Source organism: Clostridioides sp. ES-S-0010-02, from assembly GCA_020641055.1.
Classification (GTDB): Bacteria; Bacillota; Clostridia; order Peptostreptococcales; family Peptostreptococcaceae; genus Clostridioides.
On sequence record CP067345.1, the window covers coordinates 3,215,257 to 3,235,321 of the forward strand.

General features: G+C 27.8%; 17 protein-coding genes, 1 tRNA gene and 1 pseudogene. 4 read left to right on the forward strand and 15 right to left on the reverse strand.

Features of this window, described 5'->3' with window-relative positions; genetic code table 11:
- Nucleotides 1-6 precede the first annotated feature (6 nt).
- From rsxC to polA, 10 genes are all read right to left on the reverse strand, one after another.
- A complete protein-coding gene (rsxC, locus tag JJC01_15040; GenBank protein ID UDN57480.1) occupies nt 7-1,344 on the reverse strand; it encodes an electron transport complex subunit RsxC in 1,338 nt (445 codons plus the stop codon).
- A 215-nt stretch (nt 1,345-1,559) separates the two neighbouring features.
- Complete coding sequence (locus tag JJC01_15045) at nt 1,560-2,504, reverse strand: hypothetical protein (GenBank protein UDN57481.1); 945 nt, start codon at nt 2,502-2,504, stop codon at nt 1,560-1,562.
- 109 nt (nt 2,505-2,613) lie between these two features.
- Nucleotides 2,614-3,915, reverse strand: coding sequence for an SH3 domain-containing protein (locus JJC01_15050; GenBank protein UDN57482.1), 1,302 nt, complete (start codon nt 3,913-3,915; stop codon nt 2,614-2,616).
- A 110-nt stretch (nt 3,916-4,025) separates the two neighbouring features.
- Complete coding sequence (locus tag JJC01_15055) at nt 4,026-4,397, reverse strand: VOC family protein (protein UDN57483.1); 372 nt, start codon at nt 4,395-4,397, stop codon at nt 4,026-4,028.
- Between the two features lie 232 nt (nt 4,398-4,629).
- Nucleotides 4,630-5,229: a hypothetical protein gene (locus JJC01_15060; GenBank protein UDN57484.1), complete on the reverse strand. Its 600-nt coding sequence runs from the start codon at nt 5,227-5,229 to the stop codon at nt 4,630-4,632.
- Nucleotides 5,230-5,429: 200 nt separating this feature from the next.
- Nucleotides 5,430-5,642, reverse strand: a complete 213-nt coding sequence (locus tag JJC01_15065) for a heavy-metal-associated domain-containing protein (GenBank protein UDN57485.1) — start codon at nt 5,640-5,642, stop codon at nt 5,430-5,432.
- 78 nt (nt 5,643-5,720) lie between these two features.
- Nucleotides 5,721-7,439 carry an ABC transporter substrate-binding protein gene (locus tag JJC01_15070; protein ID UDN57486.1) on the reverse strand — a complete coding sequence of 573 codons (1,719 nt, stop codon included), beginning with the start codon at nt 7,437-7,439 and terminating at the stop codon, nt 5,721-5,723.
- Entirely contained in the window at nt 7,439-7,993 is a 555-nt protein-coding gene (locus JJC01_15075) for a lytic transglycosylase domain-containing protein (GenBank protein UDN57487.1), read from the reverse strand. Before JJC01_15075 ends, JJC01_15070 begins: the two co-directional genes overlap by 1 nt.
- Nucleotides 7,986-8,588, reverse strand: coding sequence for a dephospho-CoA kinase (locus tag JJC01_15080; protein UDN57488.1), 603 nt, complete (start codon nt 8,586-8,588; stop codon nt 7,986-7,988). Before JJC01_15080 ends, JJC01_15075 begins: the two co-directional genes overlap by 8 nt.
- An 8-nt stretch (nt 8,589-8,596) precedes the next feature.
- The gene (polA, locus tag JJC01_15085; GenBank protein UDN57489.1) at nt 8,597-11,245 is read right to left on the reverse strand and encodes a DNA polymerase I; all 2,649 of its coding nucleotides are present in this window, start codon (nt 11,243-11,245) and stop codon (nt 8,597-8,599) included.
- Between the two features lie 339 nt (nt 11,246-11,584).
- On the opposite strand from polA, the gene JJC01_15090 reads away from it, so the two are divergent.
- The 3 genes from JJC01_15090 (at nt 11,585) to JJC01_15100 (ending at nt 15,225) form a co-directional block, all read left to right on the forward strand.
- Nucleotides 11,585-11,667, forward strand: a tRNA-Leu gene (locus tag JJC01_15090).
- 938 nt (nt 11,668-12,605) lie between these two features.
- Nucleotides 12,606-14,015, forward strand: a complete 1,410-nt coding sequence (locus tag JJC01_15095) for an MBOAT family protein (GenBank protein UDN57490.1) — start codon at nt 12,606-12,608, stop codon at nt 14,013-14,015.
- 16 nt (nt 14,016-14,031) lie between these two features.
- The gene (locus tag JJC01_15100) at nt 14,032-15,225 is read left to right on the forward strand and encodes a hypothetical protein (GenBank protein ID UDN57491.1); all 1,194 of its coding nucleotides are present in this window, start codon (nt 14,032-14,034) and stop codon (nt 15,223-15,225) included.
- 205 nt (nt 15,226-15,430) lie between these two features.
- On the opposite strand, the gene JJC01_15105 is transcribed toward JJC01_15100, so the two are convergent.
- Nucleotides 15,431-16,318: a LysR family transcriptional regulator gene (locus JJC01_15105; protein UDN57492.1), complete on the reverse strand. Its 888-nt coding sequence runs from the start codon at nt 16,316-16,318 to the stop codon at nt 15,431-15,433.
- Between the two features lie 132 nt (nt 16,319-16,450).
- Here JJC01_15105 and JJC01_15110 point away from each other — a divergent pair.
- Nucleotides 16,451-16,798 (forward strand): annotated as a pseudogene (locus tag JJC01_15110) (cupin domain-containing protein).
- A gap of 204 nt (nt 16,799-17,002) precedes the next feature.
- On the opposite strand, the gene JJC01_15115 reads toward JJC01_15110, so the two are convergent.
- The 4 genes from JJC01_15115 to JJC01_15130 form a co-directional block, all read right to left on the reverse strand.
- The gene (locus tag JJC01_15115; protein UDN57493.1) at nt 17,003-17,446 is read right to left on the reverse strand and encodes a hypothetical protein; all 444 of its coding nucleotides are present in this window, start codon (nt 17,444-17,446) and stop codon (nt 17,003-17,005) included.
- A 2-nt stretch (nt 17,447-17,448) separates the two neighbouring features.
- Nucleotides 17,449-17,646, reverse strand: coding sequence for a helix-turn-helix transcriptional regulator (locus JJC01_15120; GenBank protein UDN57494.1), 198 nt, complete (start codon nt 17,644-17,646; stop codon nt 17,449-17,451).
- Nucleotides 17,647-17,794: 148 nt separating this feature from the next.
- A complete protein-coding gene (locus tag JJC01_15125; GenBank protein ID UDN57495.1) occupies nt 17,795-18,667 on the reverse strand; it encodes an AraC family transcriptional regulator in 873 nt (290 codons plus the stop codon).
- A 340-nt stretch (nt 18,668-19,007) separates the two neighbouring features.
- Nucleotides 19,008-19,877 carry a nitroreductase family protein gene (locus JJC01_15130; GenBank protein UDN57496.1) on the reverse strand — a complete coding sequence of 290 codons (870 nt, stop codon included), beginning with the start codon at nt 19,875-19,877 and terminating at the stop codon, nt 19,008-19,010.
- Between the last annotated feature and the right edge of the window lie 188 nt (nt 19,878-20,065).

Genomic DNA, 20,065 nt, shown 5'->3' on the forward strand with positions numbered 1-20,065 from the left:
CTTTCTTTATTTCTGAGCAGCTTGCTTTCTTCTCTTTGCTCCTATTTCTCTTTTTGCTGATCTTATAGATTGAAGTAATGGTCTTCTTGCTGGACAAATAAATGAACAAGACCCACATTCTATACAATCCATAGCTCTATGATATTCAGCTGTGTCATAATCTTCCTTCAAAGAATATGCACTTATGAAAAGTGGTTGTAAGAATGATGGACATACATCTGTACATCTTCCACATCTTAAACAATTTTGAACATCTGGTGTACGTGATTCTTCTTCATCTAAACATAAAATCCCTGAAGAACCTTTATTAGTTGCTATTTCAGTAGTATATTGAGCTATCCCCATCATAGGTCCACCCATTATCACTTTACCAACTTTTTTATCTTCTTTAAAACCACCACATTGGTCTATTATTTCTGAGACTAATGTCCCAACTTTTGTTATTAGGTTTTTAGGTTCTTTGATACAGCTACCTGTTATTGTAGTAATTCTTTCTACCAAAGGCATACCTGTTTTAATAGATTTAGCTATTTGAGCTGCTGTGGCAACGTTGTCAACAACTGCACCTGCTGCTATTGGCAATCCGCCTGATGGAACTTCCTTACCTGTACACGCATAAATAAGTTGTTTTTCTGCTCCTTGTGGATATTTCACTTGAAGGCCAACAACTTCGATTTCACTATAATCTTTAGCTACATTTTGAATGGCTTCTATAGCATCTGGTTTATTTGTTTCAATTCCTATAAATCCTTTTTTAACATCTAATACTTTCATTAATGCTCTTAAACCAAATACAACATCTTCTGGATTTTCCACCATTAATCTGTGGTCTGCAGTTAAATATGGTTCACATTCTGCCCCATTTAATATAACTACTTCTGCTTTACTGTCTGGTGGAGGAGATACTTTTACATGGTTAGGGAATGTAGCTCCACCCATACCTACTATTCCTGCCTCTTTTATGATACCTACTATATCTTCTTTGCTCAAATCCTCTAACTGACCTTTTGGTTGAACACTTTCATGTAATTCTTCCTTAAAGTCATTTTCGATAACTACACATTGAGCTGAACCACCTGGTACTTCATGTTGTTCAATAGCAATAACTTTACCTGATACTGAAGAATGAACGTTACATGAAACGAAACCTTGCTGTTCACCTATTTTTTGCCCAAACTTTACTTCATCACCAACTTCAACAATAGGTTTAGCTGGTGCCCCTATATGTTGTTGAAGAGGAATGTAAACTATCTTTGGAGCTTGAGCTTTTTCAAGTGCCTTTGTGTTAGAGTACTCTTTTCTATATGGAGGATGTATCCCTCCCTTAAAAGTTAAGAGTTTCATTGTTTTACCCCCTTATCTATAAAAAAACATTTTTTCTGCCTTCTATAAGTATACTATATATATTAAAAAATCTTAACAATTGTTAAAAAAATATCCCTATTTTTATAATTTATTTTATAAATCAACGCCTCTTTATTAAGTTAAAACGAGGAAAAGGATTGTCTTATTAAACAATCCTTTTCCTATAGCTTTCTAAAGTCTAAATTTTCTGTATTTTATTTTATGGAATTTATGAACAAAGAATACTCTTGCATAGATGATAAAAGTAGACTTTTACTTACACTATATTTTTCTTCATTTGCTGCTTTTGAGGCAGTATCAATTTTTTCGTTTATGTTCTTTACATAGTCAATCAAATTATCTTTAAATAAACTCATTTCAGAATAATCAATCTTTTCAGCTTCTTTTGATATATTTTGTGATATTGCCTTTCTATTTGTCAAAATAGTATTATATTTTTCCATATCTACATTATTTTCATCATTCGACCAAAAACTTGATTCTTCTTTAAAGTTTGTTATTAATTTATTTAATTCTTTGGATATACTATCTATATAAGCATAATTACTTGTATATTCTAAAGATAGCATAGGTGCATCTAAATGAGATAAAAACGCATCTGGAAATACTTTTCTTATAGAACTCATATGTTTTCTAACTTCATTTTCATCAAAAGAAGAGTATGTTTGTATTTTTTTTACTCCATCCTTCTCCATAACTGAAAAAGGTATATCACTACTAACTAATGATGTTTGTATTTTTTTCAAATCGTCATCATTATCTATTGCAGCAACTTGGATAGTATATATATCCCATCCTTCAATAGTAGCTAATTTTACTTCTTCTGGTTCCTTGGTATTATTTACTGCTTTTTCTGAATTATTATTTTGATTATTATTTGAATTGGTTTGTGATTTAGATTTTTTTCCATTTTTTATGGCATTTAGTTCATCAGATATATCTTTATAAGTTATATCTGATGAACTATTTAGAAATGGTATTTTAGCTGATATATACTCTAACATCTTGCTATCTTTTATTTTTGTATAAGAATAATAGCCAATCAAACATAAACAAGCAATAGTTATTATATACTTACGCACATCTATCTTATGTCTATTATTATTAAATCCTCTGTATATCGTCTTTCTTCTATTCATTAGTTTGTCCCCTCCCAAAATTATATTATTAATAAAGTATATTTTTAAGAGTCTCAATTTATGAATAGAAAACTTATTTATTTTAATTTTTTAATAAAAATTATATCTACTAAGCAAATCGTCTTGCTCCAAGCAATGCTTTAGACCAATATGAAGTAGTCAAATTGTCTACTTTAACCTTATTAGGATTAGTTTGAGTTCCACTACAATGTATAAACTTACTATTGCCTACATATATACCTACATGGTTCGTTGCTCCATCTCCGTCAGTATCAAAGTAAACTAAATCTCCTGGTGCATAGTTACCCATAGAAACTGCACTTCCAAATTGAGCTTGCTCTCTAGAAACTCTTGGTATAGAAAGTCCAACTGAGTGTTTAAAAACATACTGTGTAAATCCAGAACAATCAAACTTATCTGGACCAGATGCTCCCCATTGATATGGTATTCCAATAAGTGTATATGCAAAATCTACTACTTTTGAACCATTTACAGTCGATTTATCTGAATTTCCAATAGATGAAGAATTTGAATTACTATTAGATTGGGAATTATTATTAGATGATGAATTAGAGTTTTCTTTTAATCCTTCAGTAGTCTCAGAAATATAACTAGAACTTACCCATCCAGTTGTCCCATTTGATAATTTTACTTTATACCATCCATTACTTTTAGCTTTTAACTCAACAACATCTCCACCATTTAATTTTCCGATTACAGAATAGCTTGTCCCAGGACCACTTCTTACATTTAAACTTACAGTAGATGTTACTTTTCCCTTCTTGCCTTCAAGTGATACTTCACTAGATTGATTTTTATCAGTGTTGTTATTATTAGTAGTATTACTTGAATTAGAATCATTTGTTCCAACATCTTCTGATGTTTTTGAGATATACTGACTACTAGCCCATCCAGTAACTCCATTTGATAGCTTTATTTTATACCATCCATTACTTTGTTCTAATAACTTTACTACATCTCCATTATTTGCTTTACCAACTAATGAGTAGTTTGTACCTGCACCACTTCTTATATTTAATCTAGAACTGACATTTACTTTTCCATTCCCACTAATAGATGTTCCACTTGATGTTGAATTATTTTGATTCGAAGTACTTCCAGATGAACCACTCGTTGATATGTATTTTGAACTTCCCCAGCCAACAACAGAACTTGACACTCTTACTTTATACCAACCATTAGATTTTTCTAAAATTTCTACAGTTTTTCCCTTATATAACTTTGCTACTTTGTCACAATCAGCACTTGGCCCGCTTCTTATATTTAAAGCACTAGCTGTCACAACTCCCTTTTCAAGAGCACTTGCATGTATGGAACTAACAGATACTGCTACTGCTCCAATCCCTAAAGCCGTTATAGCTTTCTTCACTACTATCACTCCCCCCAACATATTTTTATAATCATAAATTTGTACCACTATTATCCATTTTTAACAACTATATTTTAATGATAACTTATTCTATTATTAATTGTAAAGAAATTATAATTATATTATTAAAATTAATGATTCTTAGGAAGTATTTCAATCCAATAATTATCTGGGTCCGCTATGAAATAAATTCCCATACTTTCATTTTCAAAACATATACAATCTAAGTCTTTATGAAGTTTTTTTGCCTCATCAAACTCTTCAACTTCTAAAGCCAAATGGAACTCATTATCCCCTAAATTATATGGTCTATCCCAATCTCTAAGCCAAGTTAACTCTAATGTATGGCTAGTAATCCCATCTCCTAAATAAACTAGTATAAAACTTCCATCTTCTGCTTCTTTACGCTTTACTTCTTTTAGACCTAAAGCTTTATCATAAAAATTCAAACTTTTTTCTAAGTTAGTAACATTAAAATTGTTATGGCAAAAACTAAACTTCATTTTGAAATCACTCTCCAATTTTTACTTTTTTTATATTATATCATTATTATAACTTTATTTAAATCAAATTAAGTTAAAAATTTGAATAATACTACGTAATACTTAAGTAGCATTAAATTATTTAAAAGAATATGTCAAAAAAAGAATAAGTTCTATTAAACACATGAAAAAATTGTACTCAAGTTATCTTGATTGTGTAAAATAATAGAACTTATTTTTTTAATTTTTATATTTAATTTTTAATTTTTTCTTTTATAATATAGTTTATTACTTTTTTTCTAATATCTTCAGCACTATAATCATCCTCTATTTCTATATCTAAAAGTTTTGCTATTGATTTCATATCTTCCCTAGTTTTTGACCTATAGCTTGATATCAGTTCATCTTTTATTTTCTCAGGTTCTAAAAGATATTCTTCATCTCCTCTTTTGAAAGTAACATATTTTTGAGCATATGAATTTCTATTATAGTATATATACCTTGATATTTTTCTTAAAATCTGATTATATGAAAGTCGCTTATTAACATTAAGCTTTAAGTACTCTGAAAAAGCAAATAGCTCTTTTTTTGATTTAAATAATGTTTCTTTTTTGATAGTTCTTGATATCGAAGTTACACTTTCTTGATATGCACACTTTTTTAACATTTTTAAATATACTCTATTAAGACCAATACTTTGATTGAATTTTTTTATATTATTATTAATAACTTTATCCAAATTACCTTCAAAGTATTTTTTTGCTCCTTTTTGTGATACATAACTCTCAAGTTCTTTGTGGGCCATATCAAGTATCATTTTTTTTAAATCTTCTTTATATCCCCTAGACTCCATGATACTCCCTCCCTTAGCTATTTATAGTATATTCAAAAAGTTTACGAAATGTGAATCTTTCTCGAAATTTTTTACTTTTTATGTATATATTAATTTAAAAGGGGAGATAATAGTAATGTAAAATCAAACATACTCAATCTCCCCCATTTTTAGACCTCTATTACTCCCCCAATAGAGGTCTTTTTTTATTTTATTATTTTTTATTCAATTCCTTTTAATTCAAAACCTAACTCTGCTATTACTTCTTTTAACTTATCAACTGATACATCATCTTTCATATCTACAGATGCACATTTATTTTCCAAATCTACATCTAAAACTTCAACACCATCTATATCTTCTGTTAATGCAGTTTTAAGGTGATTTACACAGTGTCCACAACTCATACCTTCTACTAATAGTTTCTTTTTCATATCAATTACCTCCTTATACCCTATAAGGGTATTTTATCACACAGTTTAAATTTTTTAAATATAAATTAGTCATTTAATTTATTTCGATTCATTTGAGCTTATATCTAAGTTAGAGATTCCCTCATATACATCAAATTCATTTGGAGTAATCTTTCCTTTTAGTCTACTATTGCTTACAATATAGTTGTTTCTAATAGCTAAACTTATAAATGTTGCATTATCCTCAACATATTTTTGTACATCTTTATAAGCTTTCTTTGTTTCAATTTCAGATGCAGAACTTGTCAGTGCAGACATGTATCCATTTAACTTATCATCAGTATATCCGCTGCTTGCTATTATACTACTTACATCTGGTACAATAGATAATTTCCATCCTACCAATGCCAAATCGTAGTTTTTAGAATTAAGGGCACTTTCCATTTCTTTGTCGGATAACTGATTTATCGTATTGTTTATTCCTATAGCTTTTAGGTTTTCACTTATTATATGTGATGTTTTTAACCTCTCACTATTATCTTTATTTACTATTATTTTTAAATTCATTTCAGAAAGTCTTTTCTTTACTTCCTCTTTTTCTTTATTTTTTTTATCTTCAGCTTCTTTTTTTACTCTCTCAGCTTCTTCTTGTTCAGCCTTTTTTTGTTCTTCTGCAGTAAGTTTCTTTGTATTTTTTTTAGTTGATTTTTTTTGTTTTTTATCTACCTTATCATTTTTTGGATTCACTGCATTTATATTTGCATATTCTACTTTATTAAGATACTCAATCGCTTTATCTTTATTGTACTCTAAATCTTTCACATCACTGCTATAATATTTTGATTTTGAGTTAAGTGGAAAATTAACAGGAGTTGCATCATCCATATAACCTTCACTAATAATTCTACTTTTATTTATAGAATGTGCAATTGCTTTTCTAAAATTGACATCCTTAAAAAAAGAATTATTGTAATTAAATAATACACATTCATAATCTCTACCTTGATATTTTGTTATATTAAACTCTTTTTCTTGAAATTTGCTCAAATCATTCAGCGTAACATTTGTTATATCACTATCAAGAGCCATAACCATAGATGTTCTAGCATCTTCGTTAGGAACCATTCCTACTTTTACATTTTTCATAGCTTTAGGAACTTCTTCATAGTAATCCTTATTCACAGATAAAATCATTCCTTCTCTTTCTGTATATGATTCTATTTTATATTTCCCATTTCCTATCATATTATTATTTTTGTCATTTACATCTTTTGAATCTAAATGATTTTGAGATACTATTGGAAATATTAAACTATCAATAGAAAAAGCATACTTAGCTTTAAATTTTATTGTAAAATCTTTATCTGATTTAATATTTACAGAAGCTATATTTTTTGTAAATTCATTATATGGACTTTCTGCACTTTTTTGAATTAAACCAATTGTATAATTTACATCATTTGAAGTAACTTCTTTTCCATCATGCCATTTTGCATCGTTTAATTTTATATCTATACTCATTCCATCTTGAGCTATATTGTACTCCTTCACTAATTGAGGAGTTACATTATAGTTTTCATCTATTGTAAACAAGCCATCATAGATTAAGTTCATTATGTAGCCAACAGACTTATCAGTATTTGTTATAGGGTTTATAGTCTTAGGAGTCACCATCGTTAAGTTTATATACTTGGCATCTATAGAGCTCTGACTTTTAATACCTGATTCACTGCTACTTTCTTTTGTTTTAGTATTACTACAACCAACTATCATAAGAGTTATAGCTAAAATTACTGTTAAGACTTTTATTTTCTTCATTAGTTTTTCCCCTTCTCGCCATATATCTTATTATAATTTTTATAATTATTTTTTACTTTTTCTACATACTTTGAAGTTTGTTCAAAGGGTATATCATGTAGATTCTTTCCATCTTTACTATATTCATTATTTTCTAACCATTTCTTTACATTACCTGAGCCACCATTATATGCAGCTATTACTAAATCCAATGAACCAAATTCTTTATATAATTTATTTAAATACCAACAACCAATTCTTATGTTGGTTTCTGGGTCAAAAATATCAATATTTTCTAGATTCAGTTCTTCCGCTCCCCAATCTCTAGTTATGTCTAATATTTGCATTAACCCTTTGGCCTCTTTTTTTGAAACAGCAGAGCTATTAAACTTACTTTCTGCTTTTATGACACTGTAAACTATATTTTCATCTAAATTAAATTCTTTAGAATATTTTTCTACATACTCTGAGTATTTTTTAGGATACAAAAACTTATGTATTATTTTGCTTTCCATTAATAGTGCCCCAAATAAGATTATAAAAATAGATAGAACCAATACTTTCTTATTATTCACGCCAATTCTCCTTCATGTATTCAATAAATTTGTATACTTTATTCTCTAATTCAGTTATTGTTCCCGAATTATCTATTATATAATCACCATATTTGGATTTTTCTTCCTGACTCATTTGTGAATTTATTCTGCTAAGTGCTTCTTGTTTACTACAATTATCTCTCTTTTGTATTCGGCTAATTTGTACTTCTTGTTTACAAGTAACCACTAATAGCTTATCTACTATTTCCAAAAATCCACTTTCTACTAATATTGCTGCATCTAATATTACTATCTTTTCGTCTTTTTTTCTAGCTTCTTCTATATCACTTATTATTTTTTCTCTTATTATTGGATGTGTCAGATTATTTAACTCATTAAGTTTTTCTTCATCATTAAAAACTATTTTCCCAAGAGTTTTTCTATCTAAAGTTCCATCATCCTTTTTTATATTTCGACCAAAATGTTTAAATACTTTTTCTAATAACAACTCATCCTCAAAGATTTGTCTAGATATAATATCTGCATCCACTATAGTAATGTTAAATTTTCTAAATATATTCGATAGGCTGCTTTTTCCACAGCCTATTCCTCCTGTAAGTCCTAATATCAACATAAAATCACCTACTTTGTCTCATACCAAGAACTACCAACATTTAAATCTACATCTAAGTGAACATCCATATTTACAGCATTTTCCATTTCATCTTTTACAATCTTTTTAACTATATCTATTTCATCGTCAATTGCTTCAACTATCAATTCATCATGAACTTGTAGTATAAGCTTTGATTTCAAATCATTTTCTTCTAACTTTTTGTGAACATTTATCATAGCAATCTTTATTATATCTGCTGCACTTCCTTGTATTGGTGCATTCATTGCAAATCTCTTTCCTCTATTTCTCTCCATAAAATTGCTAGATTTTATTTCTGGTATATATCTTCTTCTGTTTAAGATAGTCACAGCATAACCATCTTCACTGGCCTTTTCTACTGTAGTGTCCATAAACTCTTTTATCTTATGATACTTAGCAAAATAACTTTCTATATACTCTTTTGCTTTTGGCACAGGTATATTTAAATCATCAGCCAATCCAAAATCACTTTTACCATATATAATACCAAAGTTTACTGCCTTAGCTGCACCTCTTAATTCACTAGTTACATCTTCCATAGAAACATTGAAAACTTGTGAAGCTGTTTTAGTATGAATATCTTCATTATGTTTAAATGCTTCTATCATATTTTCATCTTGACTCATATGTGCAAGAACTCTAAGTTCTACTTGTGAGTAATCGGCATCAACTAGCTTACAATTTTCATCTGCAATAAACACCTTTCTTATTTTTCTACCCATTTCCATTTTTATAGGTATATTTTGAAGATTTGGTTCTGTAGATGAAATCCTTCCAGTAGTTGTTATAGTTTGATTAAATGATGAATGAATTCTATTACTTTCTGGATTTATTATGTTTAGAAGACCTTCAACATAAGTAGAATTCAGCTTTACTATTTGTCTATACTCAGTTATTTTGTCTATTATTGGATGTTTATCCCTTAATTTTTCTAAGACATCTGCATTAGTTGAGTATCCAGTCTTGGTTTTTTTGATTATTGGAAGTTCTAATTTTTCAAACAATATAACACCTAACTGTTTTGGTGAATTTATATTAAATGGCTCTCCTGATAATTCATAAATTTCCTTTTCTAGTGTAGAAATTATTTCTTTAAACTCAATACTTAGGTCATCTAGTATACTCTTATCTACTTTTATACCTTCATATTCCATATGCCCTAAAACTTCCACCAAGGGCATCTCTACATGGTAAAAAAGACCATCCATACTCATATCGATTAAACTTCTTTCCATCATAGGAATTGTTTCTTTAACTGTGCAGATTATTTGCCCCATATACTCTGCCAAATCTTCAAATTCTAAATCTTCGTAGTTCTTAGATTTAACACCTTTACCTAGTAATTCTTCTTTTGATTTAACTTTTTTTGATAAGTATTTCATAGCTATAGCACTACAGTCATATGATGTAGATGAGGTAGAATCTATTAAATACTCCGCTATTGTTATATCAAAATTTATATTTTCTAAGTTTATATTATATGGCTTTAAAGATATATAATCATCCTTTAAATTATATCCAAACTTCTTGATTTCTTTATTTGAAAGTATACCATCTAATTTTGTTACTTCATCTGAATCTATATAATATATTTTTTCTCCATCTACACTTATAAAGATATATATTATATTTTTTTCAAGTATATTACCTTGTCCTCTAACAGTTTTTAAAATAACTTGTCCTTTTTTATTTACTTCATCTATAAATTTATCTATATCTTTTAATTTTAATATTTCTATTTTTTCTTCTACTTGTTCAGTATCATCTGAGTCAACCAAGTCAACTAATCTTGATAAAAGGCTTGTAAATCCAAAATATCTAAACTTATCTAAAAGTTCATCTTTATCATAATCGCCAAAAATCATACTATCCAAATTTACTTCAATTGGTACATCCCTTATAATTGTTGCAAGTCTTTTGCTTTGAATAGCTATTTCTTTATTTTCTTCTATCTTCTTTTTTACGCTTCCTTTAAGTTTATCTGTATTTTCTATTAAATTCTCTATACTAGAAAACTCTTTTATAAGTTTTATTCCTGTTTTTTCCCCTATTCCAGGTACTCCTGGTATGTTGTCTGATTTATCTCCCATAAGTCCTTTTAAGTCAATAAACTGAGTTGGAGTCATTTCATATTTTTCAATTACAGAGTTAAAGTCATATTCTTCAACTTCTCCTACACCTTTTTTTGTTATAAGAGTAGTCGTCTTATCTGAAGCAAGTTGAATGGCATCTTTGTCTCCAGTTACTATGTATACTTTATATCCATTATCCTCTGCTTTTTTAGAAACAGTTCCTATAATATCATCTGCTTCATAACCATCTATTTCTAATCTATTTATTTTAAATTTATCTAAAAGGTCTTTTAGTGGCTGTAATTGCTCTGCTAATTCATCTGGCATTCCCTTTCTTCCTGCTTTATAATCTTTATACTCTAAGTGTCTAAATGTAGGTGCTTTTCTATCAAAAGCTACACTTATATGTGTTGGTTTATATATATCTATTATTTTAAACAACATTGTCGTAAATCCATATATAGCATTAGTTTTTAAGCCTTCTTTATTATTCATTTCTGGCAAAGCGTAAAATGCTCTATTTATTATTGAATTTCCATCTATTATAATTAATTTTTTTTCCAAATTATATCACTCCTAAAGATTCTCTATTTTTGTAACATATATATTATATACCAATATGCTATTATTTAATATTCCCATAATAATAATAGTATATTAAAATTAAACATGTTGCAAACAATATATTTTTTTGCTATAATAATAAACATGACATGACCGAGTGGTGGAATTGGTAGATGCAATTAACTCAAAATCAACTGTGTTGATTCATAAGTTTTTATGAGGAAAAGCTAGTATTTATGATATTTTGACAGTTTGATGAGTGCTTTGTATTCAATATTCCTCTTGCATATTCTTGGAAAATCTGGTAGGATATACAAGTAGTTCGGATTTAAAATATAAGCCGCTGTGGCGGAACTGGCAGACGCATACGACTCAAAATCGTACGGGAAACCATATGGGTTCGAGTCCCATCAGCGGCACCAATAAATTAAAACTCTTTAGTTTAGACTAAAGAGTTTTTTTATTGTAATATTTTTTCATCTTTGTTTCTAGCCTTGTATAAGTATAAATACCATAGGCATGACTTCTTGAACTCCTAAAACATATCTAAACAAAGCAGGATTTTTTATGTATTTACTTAATAAATCCATACTTCTTATCATATTGATTTTTTCCCAATCTCTAAAACTTTTCCCTCTCTAAAAATATTTATAATCAATCATCATTATTCAGTATAACAATTCGATATTATTTTAAAGTATTTGTCATTTAAAACAAACTTGTAATAAAAGCATATCTGAAAGTATTCTGACTCCAATACTTAATAAAGAGTTCTTTTTACAATTATAGATATAAACAACATCTATCTTAATGGACTGTATAGAGCTACAACCAAAGGCAAACACATATAGTTAAACAATGTGTCCGTGATTTTTCTTTATTATTTTATCATAATAGCTTTATTAATCCATTATAACATTACATCATTTTAAAAAAATTATATAAAAAGTCAAAATTTACATATATATTAATAAAACTTGTAAAAACACAGCTAAATTTGTACAATTAAGTACTTAAAACTTGAAAATACTTACTTTGCTATATATTTTAGATAAATATATAATTTATTTAGTTAAGAAAGGAAGTTGTAAATATAAAAGATAATTTAAAAATAACACTAAAATACATAAAAAGTTATAAAGCTAGATCTTTAACAATTGCTCTGAGTATAATTCTTGCTACATCAACTTATTGTTGGTATTGGTACTCTCAAGAAGTGCTCAGCAAGCAGTGGTAGTTAAATAGTATGGGCTTAAAATCAGAAATAAATCAAGACCTCACTCTTAATATATATATTATTAATTTTAGTTGTTTTATTTATTATTCATTTATTAAATAATAAAAAGATAAGGAGTCTAATATGATATTCAGTAGTTTAATATTTTTATTTTTATTCTTTCCAGTCACACTCATTTGCTATTACTTGGCAAATTCTAAGTATAAAAATGTTGTGTTACTTCTAGCAAGTATTGCCTTCTATGCATGGGGAGAACCAAAATATATTTTTTTGATGATGCTATCAATAATAGTAAACTATATATTGGGTATTAAAGTTTCTTACAGTAAAGATAAGAAAATATGGGTTGTGCTTTCTGTGATTTACAATATATCCATTCTTGGGATATTCAAGTATAGCAATTTCTTTGTAGATAATATTAATTTTTTATTAAACACAAATATAACTATACCTGAAATTAAATTACCTTTAGGTATCTCATTTTTCACATTTCAGATAATGAGCTATGTAATAGATGTATATAGAAATGATGCTAAAGTTCAAAGAAAATTAACTAACCTAGCATTATACATAAGTTTATTCCCTCAGCTTGTAGCAGGTCCTATTGTTAGATATCAGACTGTGGCAGATGCCATTGAACATAGAGAACATAATTGGTATAAATTTACTCAAGGCGTAAACAGATTCGTTATTGGTCTTGGAAAAAAGGTAATTTTAGCAAATCAATTAGGTATAATTGCAGATGATGTATTTAATAAGTCATCTGGAGATTTATCAAGACTTGATGTGTGGCTAGGTGTAGTTTGCTATACACTTCAAATATTCTATGACTTTAGTGGTTATAGTGATATGGCTATTGGTTTAGGTAAGATATTTGGATTTAATTTTTTAGAAAATTTCAACTATCCATATATCTCTCAAACAGTATCTGAGTTTTGGAGAAGGTGGCATATATCTTTAAGTACTTGGTTCAAAGACTATGTATATTTCCCATTAGGTGGAAATAGAGTTTCTAGATTAAAACTATATAGAAATCTATTTATAGTATGGTTTTTAACTGGCATGTGGCATGGAGCTAATTGGACTTTTATTATATGGGGTCTATATTTTGGAATATTAATATCAATAGAAAAAGTATTTTTAGAAAGGTTGTTATATAAAATGCCAAGAATCATAAGACACATGTATTTACTTTTTATAGTCATGATTGGATGGGTATTTTTTAGAGCAGAAGATTTACCAAAAGCTATTAAGTTTATAGGTATTATGTTTGGTTCTGGCAATTATCCACTTGTCAGTAATGCATTCAATGTATTTATAATTGAATATTGGTATATAATTGTTGGAGCAATCATTCTATCAACTCCTATTGTAGAAGTTATAAAGTCATTAGTAGTTAAGAAGAAGAAAAATACACTAAATAGCACAATGTGTCAAGTTACTAATGCGGCTTTCATAGTTGTTTGCATGTTTATTGTAATGGTAATGTTAAGTAGCTCAACTTATAATCCATTCTTATACTTTAGATTCTAATTTTGGAGATATTGACATGAATAAAAATAAACCAAAGATTGTTGCCATTTCATTTTTAATTATAGTATTTGGATTTTTTATACTAAACTTCTCACTTCCAAAGAAAAAATTAAGTATAACTGAAAATAGAAATCTTGCAAAATTCCCAACTATAGAAAATTTTAAAAAAGGTAACTACATAGATAAATTTGAAGAGTACTTTAATGACCATTTTGCATTTAGAGATGAAATGATATCAATAAATACAAAATCTCAAGCTAGTTTAAATAAAACTAAAGTAGGTAACTATTACTTAGGAAAAGATAACTGGATATTAGGTATGTTTCCAAAAGTTTTAAACCAAAACCAATTAAATAGATACGAAAAGTCTATTAATTACTTATCTTTTCTAAGTAAAGAGATGGGAAAAGATGTGTATTTTACAATGATGCCACATAAATCTAATATGCTAAAACATTTATATCCTAAGTATGTTGATAATATAAGTAATATAGATATAAATTTAAAGAATTTTAAAAGTAGATTAAATCAAGATTCAATTAAATACATAGATATGGATGAGTATTTTTTAAGCAACTATTCAAATAAAGAAAGAGAAAATTTATATTTTAAAACTGACCATCATTGGACTGGATATGGAGCATTTGAAGGCTTTAAAATGATGGCATCAAATATGGACTTGGGTCTTTCTAAGCAAGATTTAAGAAATCATTTTAATAGCTACAAAAAGTCTATAGTTACTGATAAAAAGTTTGTAGGAAGTTATAATCAAAATATAGATATGCTAATTAAAGAAAATGAATATGTAGTTTATATGACAAAAGATAACCAAGATTATAGCTTTGATATAAATGGAAAAGAAAAAGAAGAAAGACAGGTCTATGCAACTAAAAGAAGTGATAAAAAGTGGGATTATGGTGGGGCATACATTAGAGGAGCTCAAACTAATATATTAACTGTAAAAAATCCTAAAGCATTATTAGATAAAAAAATACTAATATTTAGAGATTCATACCAGGCTCCTACAACACTTTTATTTGCTGATATGTTTAATGAAGTAGAGATAGTAGACCCTAGAAATATAAATTCAATAGATAAAACATACAAAGATATGATTGAGGAAAGCAATGCCGATGTTGTAATGTTTATGTATAATAGCTCTGGGTTTGATTCAATGATAGATGCGATGATAGATAAAGGAATAGTATAATATAAAAATATTAACTAAAATTAATTTTAAGGGATTATTTCAAAATAAAAATTTGAATCATCCCTTTTTTATACCAAAACCGGAAAAGAGACTATTTATCTAACAATGCATATACCTACCATATAAACTTATAAACAACCTCTCTACACTATGTTATCTTTTTAAAAATATCAATATATATCTTATATTAGCATAGCATAAACAATTAAAAAATAATCCCATACGTCTTTTTTACAATAGAGATAAAATCACAAAAATTCTTAGACAGCCACTTATCCTTATGATAAATTAATTGTGAAAAAATATTATAGTCTGTAGTATAAGGAATCTTAACCAATTCATGTTTTTTTAATTCCTTTTCTACTGCAAGCTCTGGAAGAAGGCACAATCCAAGCCCACTAAGTACTGTTTGTTTAATTACCTGAATACTTCCAGTTTCAAGAACTATTTTGGGTACTATAGATGATTCAGATAGCTCTTTCTCAAATAAACTTCTATAACAACAACTCTTTACTGTCAAAATAAATGGAACATTTTTAAAATCCTGAATATACACCTTTTCTTTTAAGGCTAACTTAGTTTCTGGAACTGATAAGATACAGATTGGCTCCTCATTTTTTAATACAGAAATAGTAGATTTATCATTTATAGGTAAATCAAGTATAAATGCTATGTCAATCGTATTATCAGCAAGTAAAGGAACAAAATCAGAAGAATCTAGAGTTTTTATAAAAAGGTCAACATCTGGATATTTCTCTTTATATACTTTGATAATCTCAGGTAACTTAAAAATACAAATAGATTCTGATGCTCCAATAACAATACGCCCATAATTATCTTTCTCTTTATACATCTTTTTTATATCAGATGATAATAAAAGCATTTTTTCAGCATATGGAACCAACTTCTCACCTTCTCTAGTCAATTCTACACTTTTTCCTATACGTTCAAAGAGATGTACATCCAATTCCTTTTCTAATTGTTGTATATGAGCTGTAATATTTGATTGTGCATAGTTCAAATGTTCAGCAGTTCTAGTAAAATTTTTAATTTTACTAAGTGTTAAAAATGTATTTAAATGCTTTAATTCCATATCTATGTACCTCATTTCATCTAAATATCAGATTGATATAATCAAATCAATCTATTTCACAAATAATTAGATTGATGTTAACATACAGATATACTAAAAGTCAAACAAAAATAAAATCTAAAGGAGATTCTAATGTTATCAAAAACTAATATAATTGAAGAAGTAAATAATATTGAACAACTGTACGTATACAAAAAATTAGGAAAAATAAACAATAATATACTAAGTGTTGTATAAGTAGCAAATAGAAGCTTAGATTTTCATGTTCATGAAAAATCAGATGAATTGTTTTATGTAATAGAGGGAGGATTTAATTTGGAAACTCCAGAAGGATTAACAGAAGTTAAAGAAGGAGAATTTATCATTGTACCTCAAAATACAATACATAGACCAGTAGTTAAAAAACTTACAAAATTTCTAATGATTGAATTAGAAGGAACTCTTAATAAAAAAAATAGTGGTAATTTATATGAAGACTAGCCTATTTTGTAATCTATAAAAATCATTCATAAGTAATGATAATACTATAGTACTTCTCTTCAAAACATATAGAATTCCATATAAAAAAGCCACAATATATAATACTTGTGGCTTTTAAGAATTTATACATATAGTTTAAGCTTATACTGTCAATTTATAAACTAATTTGCTTTTATATAATTTTATATTCAGTGTTATAATTCATTACAACTTTTTATCTAATTTATTATATACAACAGCACCACAAATAAATTGAAATAAAATAAGTAATCCAAGAACAATTAAAACCCACCTACTTGTCAGCATTACAGAGAACACACTCAATATAGAAACAATAAGTATAAGAATTACGAAAACATAAGACATGATTTGATTAGTAATACGTCCAGATTTGTCACGTAACATAATTCTTCTTTCATCATTCATCTCTATCCTTTGATTCTCTATCTTTTCTTTATATTCTACAGCTCTTTCTGGTTTACTCCAATATATATATTGAAAAATCATACATACCCCAGGACCCAAAGTAGCTCCAGATAATCCCCAAATCAAAGCCTCAAATGAAAACTCTGTAAGTGTAGCCAATAAAACAAGTAAAATTCCACAAATAAAATATCCAATTCCAACATATAATCTGTCCTTTTTCATTTTTACTCCTCCTCATAAATAAATATTTCTTCAATATTCATATCAAAATATCTTGCTATCTTAAAAGCTAATATGATAGAAGGATTATATCTACCATTTTCTAATGAACCTATAGTTTGCCTTGATACTTGCAAAGCAGATGCAAGTTCTTCTTGTTTTATACCTCTCTTTTTTCTTATTTCTTCTAATCTATTTTTCACTTTGCTCTCCTTTAATACCTCATTTATGTAAAGTCTACTTTCCATAATTATACAACGATATCCATCTTATGTAAAGTATGCTTTCCATTTATCAAAAAAAAATAACAGACCATTTCCAGTCTGTAATTTTAAAGGTTTATATTGTTCGTTAATTTTGGGATTGTTTCTTAATTGGAATCCAAACTTCTGTTGTATAATCAGGAGCATTAATATCACCATTAGGATAAAGTTCAATATCTGGTACATTAGCATATACATATCCAGAGCTTGGTAACCATTCAGTAATAATTCTTTTTTGTAATTCTTGTATTGCCAAAGCATTTGGCATTGGGGAAATACATTCAAATACTGCCCATGTACCTGATGGTATAAAGTATTCATAAGTATTTTCTACTATAGGATTATCCGTTGAGACAGCAATGTAATAATCTAAACCTTTACTATCTGTACATACACTAACTCCAAGCAACCCATAAGGTTCGTTATTTATTAACTCTGAAATCTTATCAATTGTTCCATTTTTTATGGATTTATCCCACAATTTAGGAACTTTATCAAAACACTCTTCTACAATCATATTCATACTTTCTTTTATACCAACAATACGGAATCCTTTCTTTTCTACAATACGATACTGCATTTCTAAGTTCCCTTTTACATAAATAGTTAATGTCATCTTGGGATATGCTTTTAAAACAACTCCCTTTGCTCTAGCCGCAGAAGGGGAAATGCTATGTATATTTTGAAAAGCCCTATTAAAAGATGTAGGTGAATCATAACCATATTTCTCAGACAGCTCTAAAATTTTAATATTACTATTTTGTAGTTCAAATGCTGCCTTAGTCATACGTCTACGTCTAATATATTCAGACAAAGGTACTTCTGCAATATATGAGAACATTCTTTGAAAATGGAAGGTTGAACAACATGCAATTTTTGCTGCTTCTGCATAATCCACTCCACTTTCAAGATTGTCTTCAATATAAGTAATAGCTTGATTTAATTTATTTATCCATTCCATTTAACATTCCCTCCAAGCAAATTATACAGTTTAATAAAATAATATACCTCTCAATCTATGCACAAAATTGTAAGATTTAAAATACTATTTCAACAATAGATACAGATTCAGTTTAAAGTATAACATTTACTCATTTAGCTATCAATTTTATATTGGCTTTATATCAAGTCCAATAATTTACATTAATAATCCTCTTTTACATAAAATTTATCAACTAATAATGCTGAAATTAGATTATACAACTATACAACAAAAGAGTTCAATGACATTATTCCATATAATGCATTGAACTCTTTATAGAAATTAATTTAAGTAAAACTAAATTAAATATTAAACTGTTTTATATATTACAATATCCAACTATTTTATAGTCTTCTGGTATTTTATAATCTTTGTCTGGAGTACCTAAATTCCATTTTAACTCAAACATAGTTGCACTTATTATTGTTGCAAAATAAAGCATAACTATACCAACATCTATTTTTTCTTCATACAAATTAGTATGACCATCTTTTCTAACTGCTAAAACTACAACTCCTCCATCAACTATAAATCTCCATGGTTGTCTATTTAATGTAGATGGAGCTAATCTTGCATAATGGAATGCATCAAGAAGCGCTCTCTCTTCTAATATATTTGTATTTGCATTATTTCCCCACTCATCCATATAAACTACTTCTTCTACACCTAAACGAGAAGAACTATTGTCTGAAACAACTTGCATATCAGATTTTGAATAATTATCACCAGTCTTTGTAGCATTTAGTACTTTAGTATTGCTTGCATTTTCTCCATATCCAATGGCAATAATTCCTGTTATCTCTTTGTCTGAGTCAATTCCAAGTTTATCTAATACCTTTTTACTATCCTCAAAAGTAACCCAACAAGAACCTATTCCAAGGTCTGTTACCTTAAAAATTATATTTTCTCCTATGTATCCTGAATTTTCGATGTAATTATCTTTTACTTCAGATAATATTATAATATAACTTGGAGCATCTATCATGTTTCCTTTATATCCTGCTATTTTATCTAAATTGTCAAAAACTTCACTTCTATTCATTACTCTTATATCAACGTCTATCTCTGGAACTAGTTTCTTACAAGATTCTGAGTATTTCTTAATCTCACTAAGATACTCTTTTTTAATATCTGTCTTTTTATATTCTCTAACAGACTTTCTATTTAATATGATTGTTTTATAATTCATAATTTTATCCTCCCCAAACTAGTATATTATTAATTATATACCCATTAATGTGATATTTTACGCATTTGCTTAATAAATAATAATTACAATTTTGTAATTATTATTTATTAATAATATTCCACTTTTACATTCATAATGACCAGTTGTGCAAAATCCATTGCCAACCTTCAAATAAAAACATATTATAA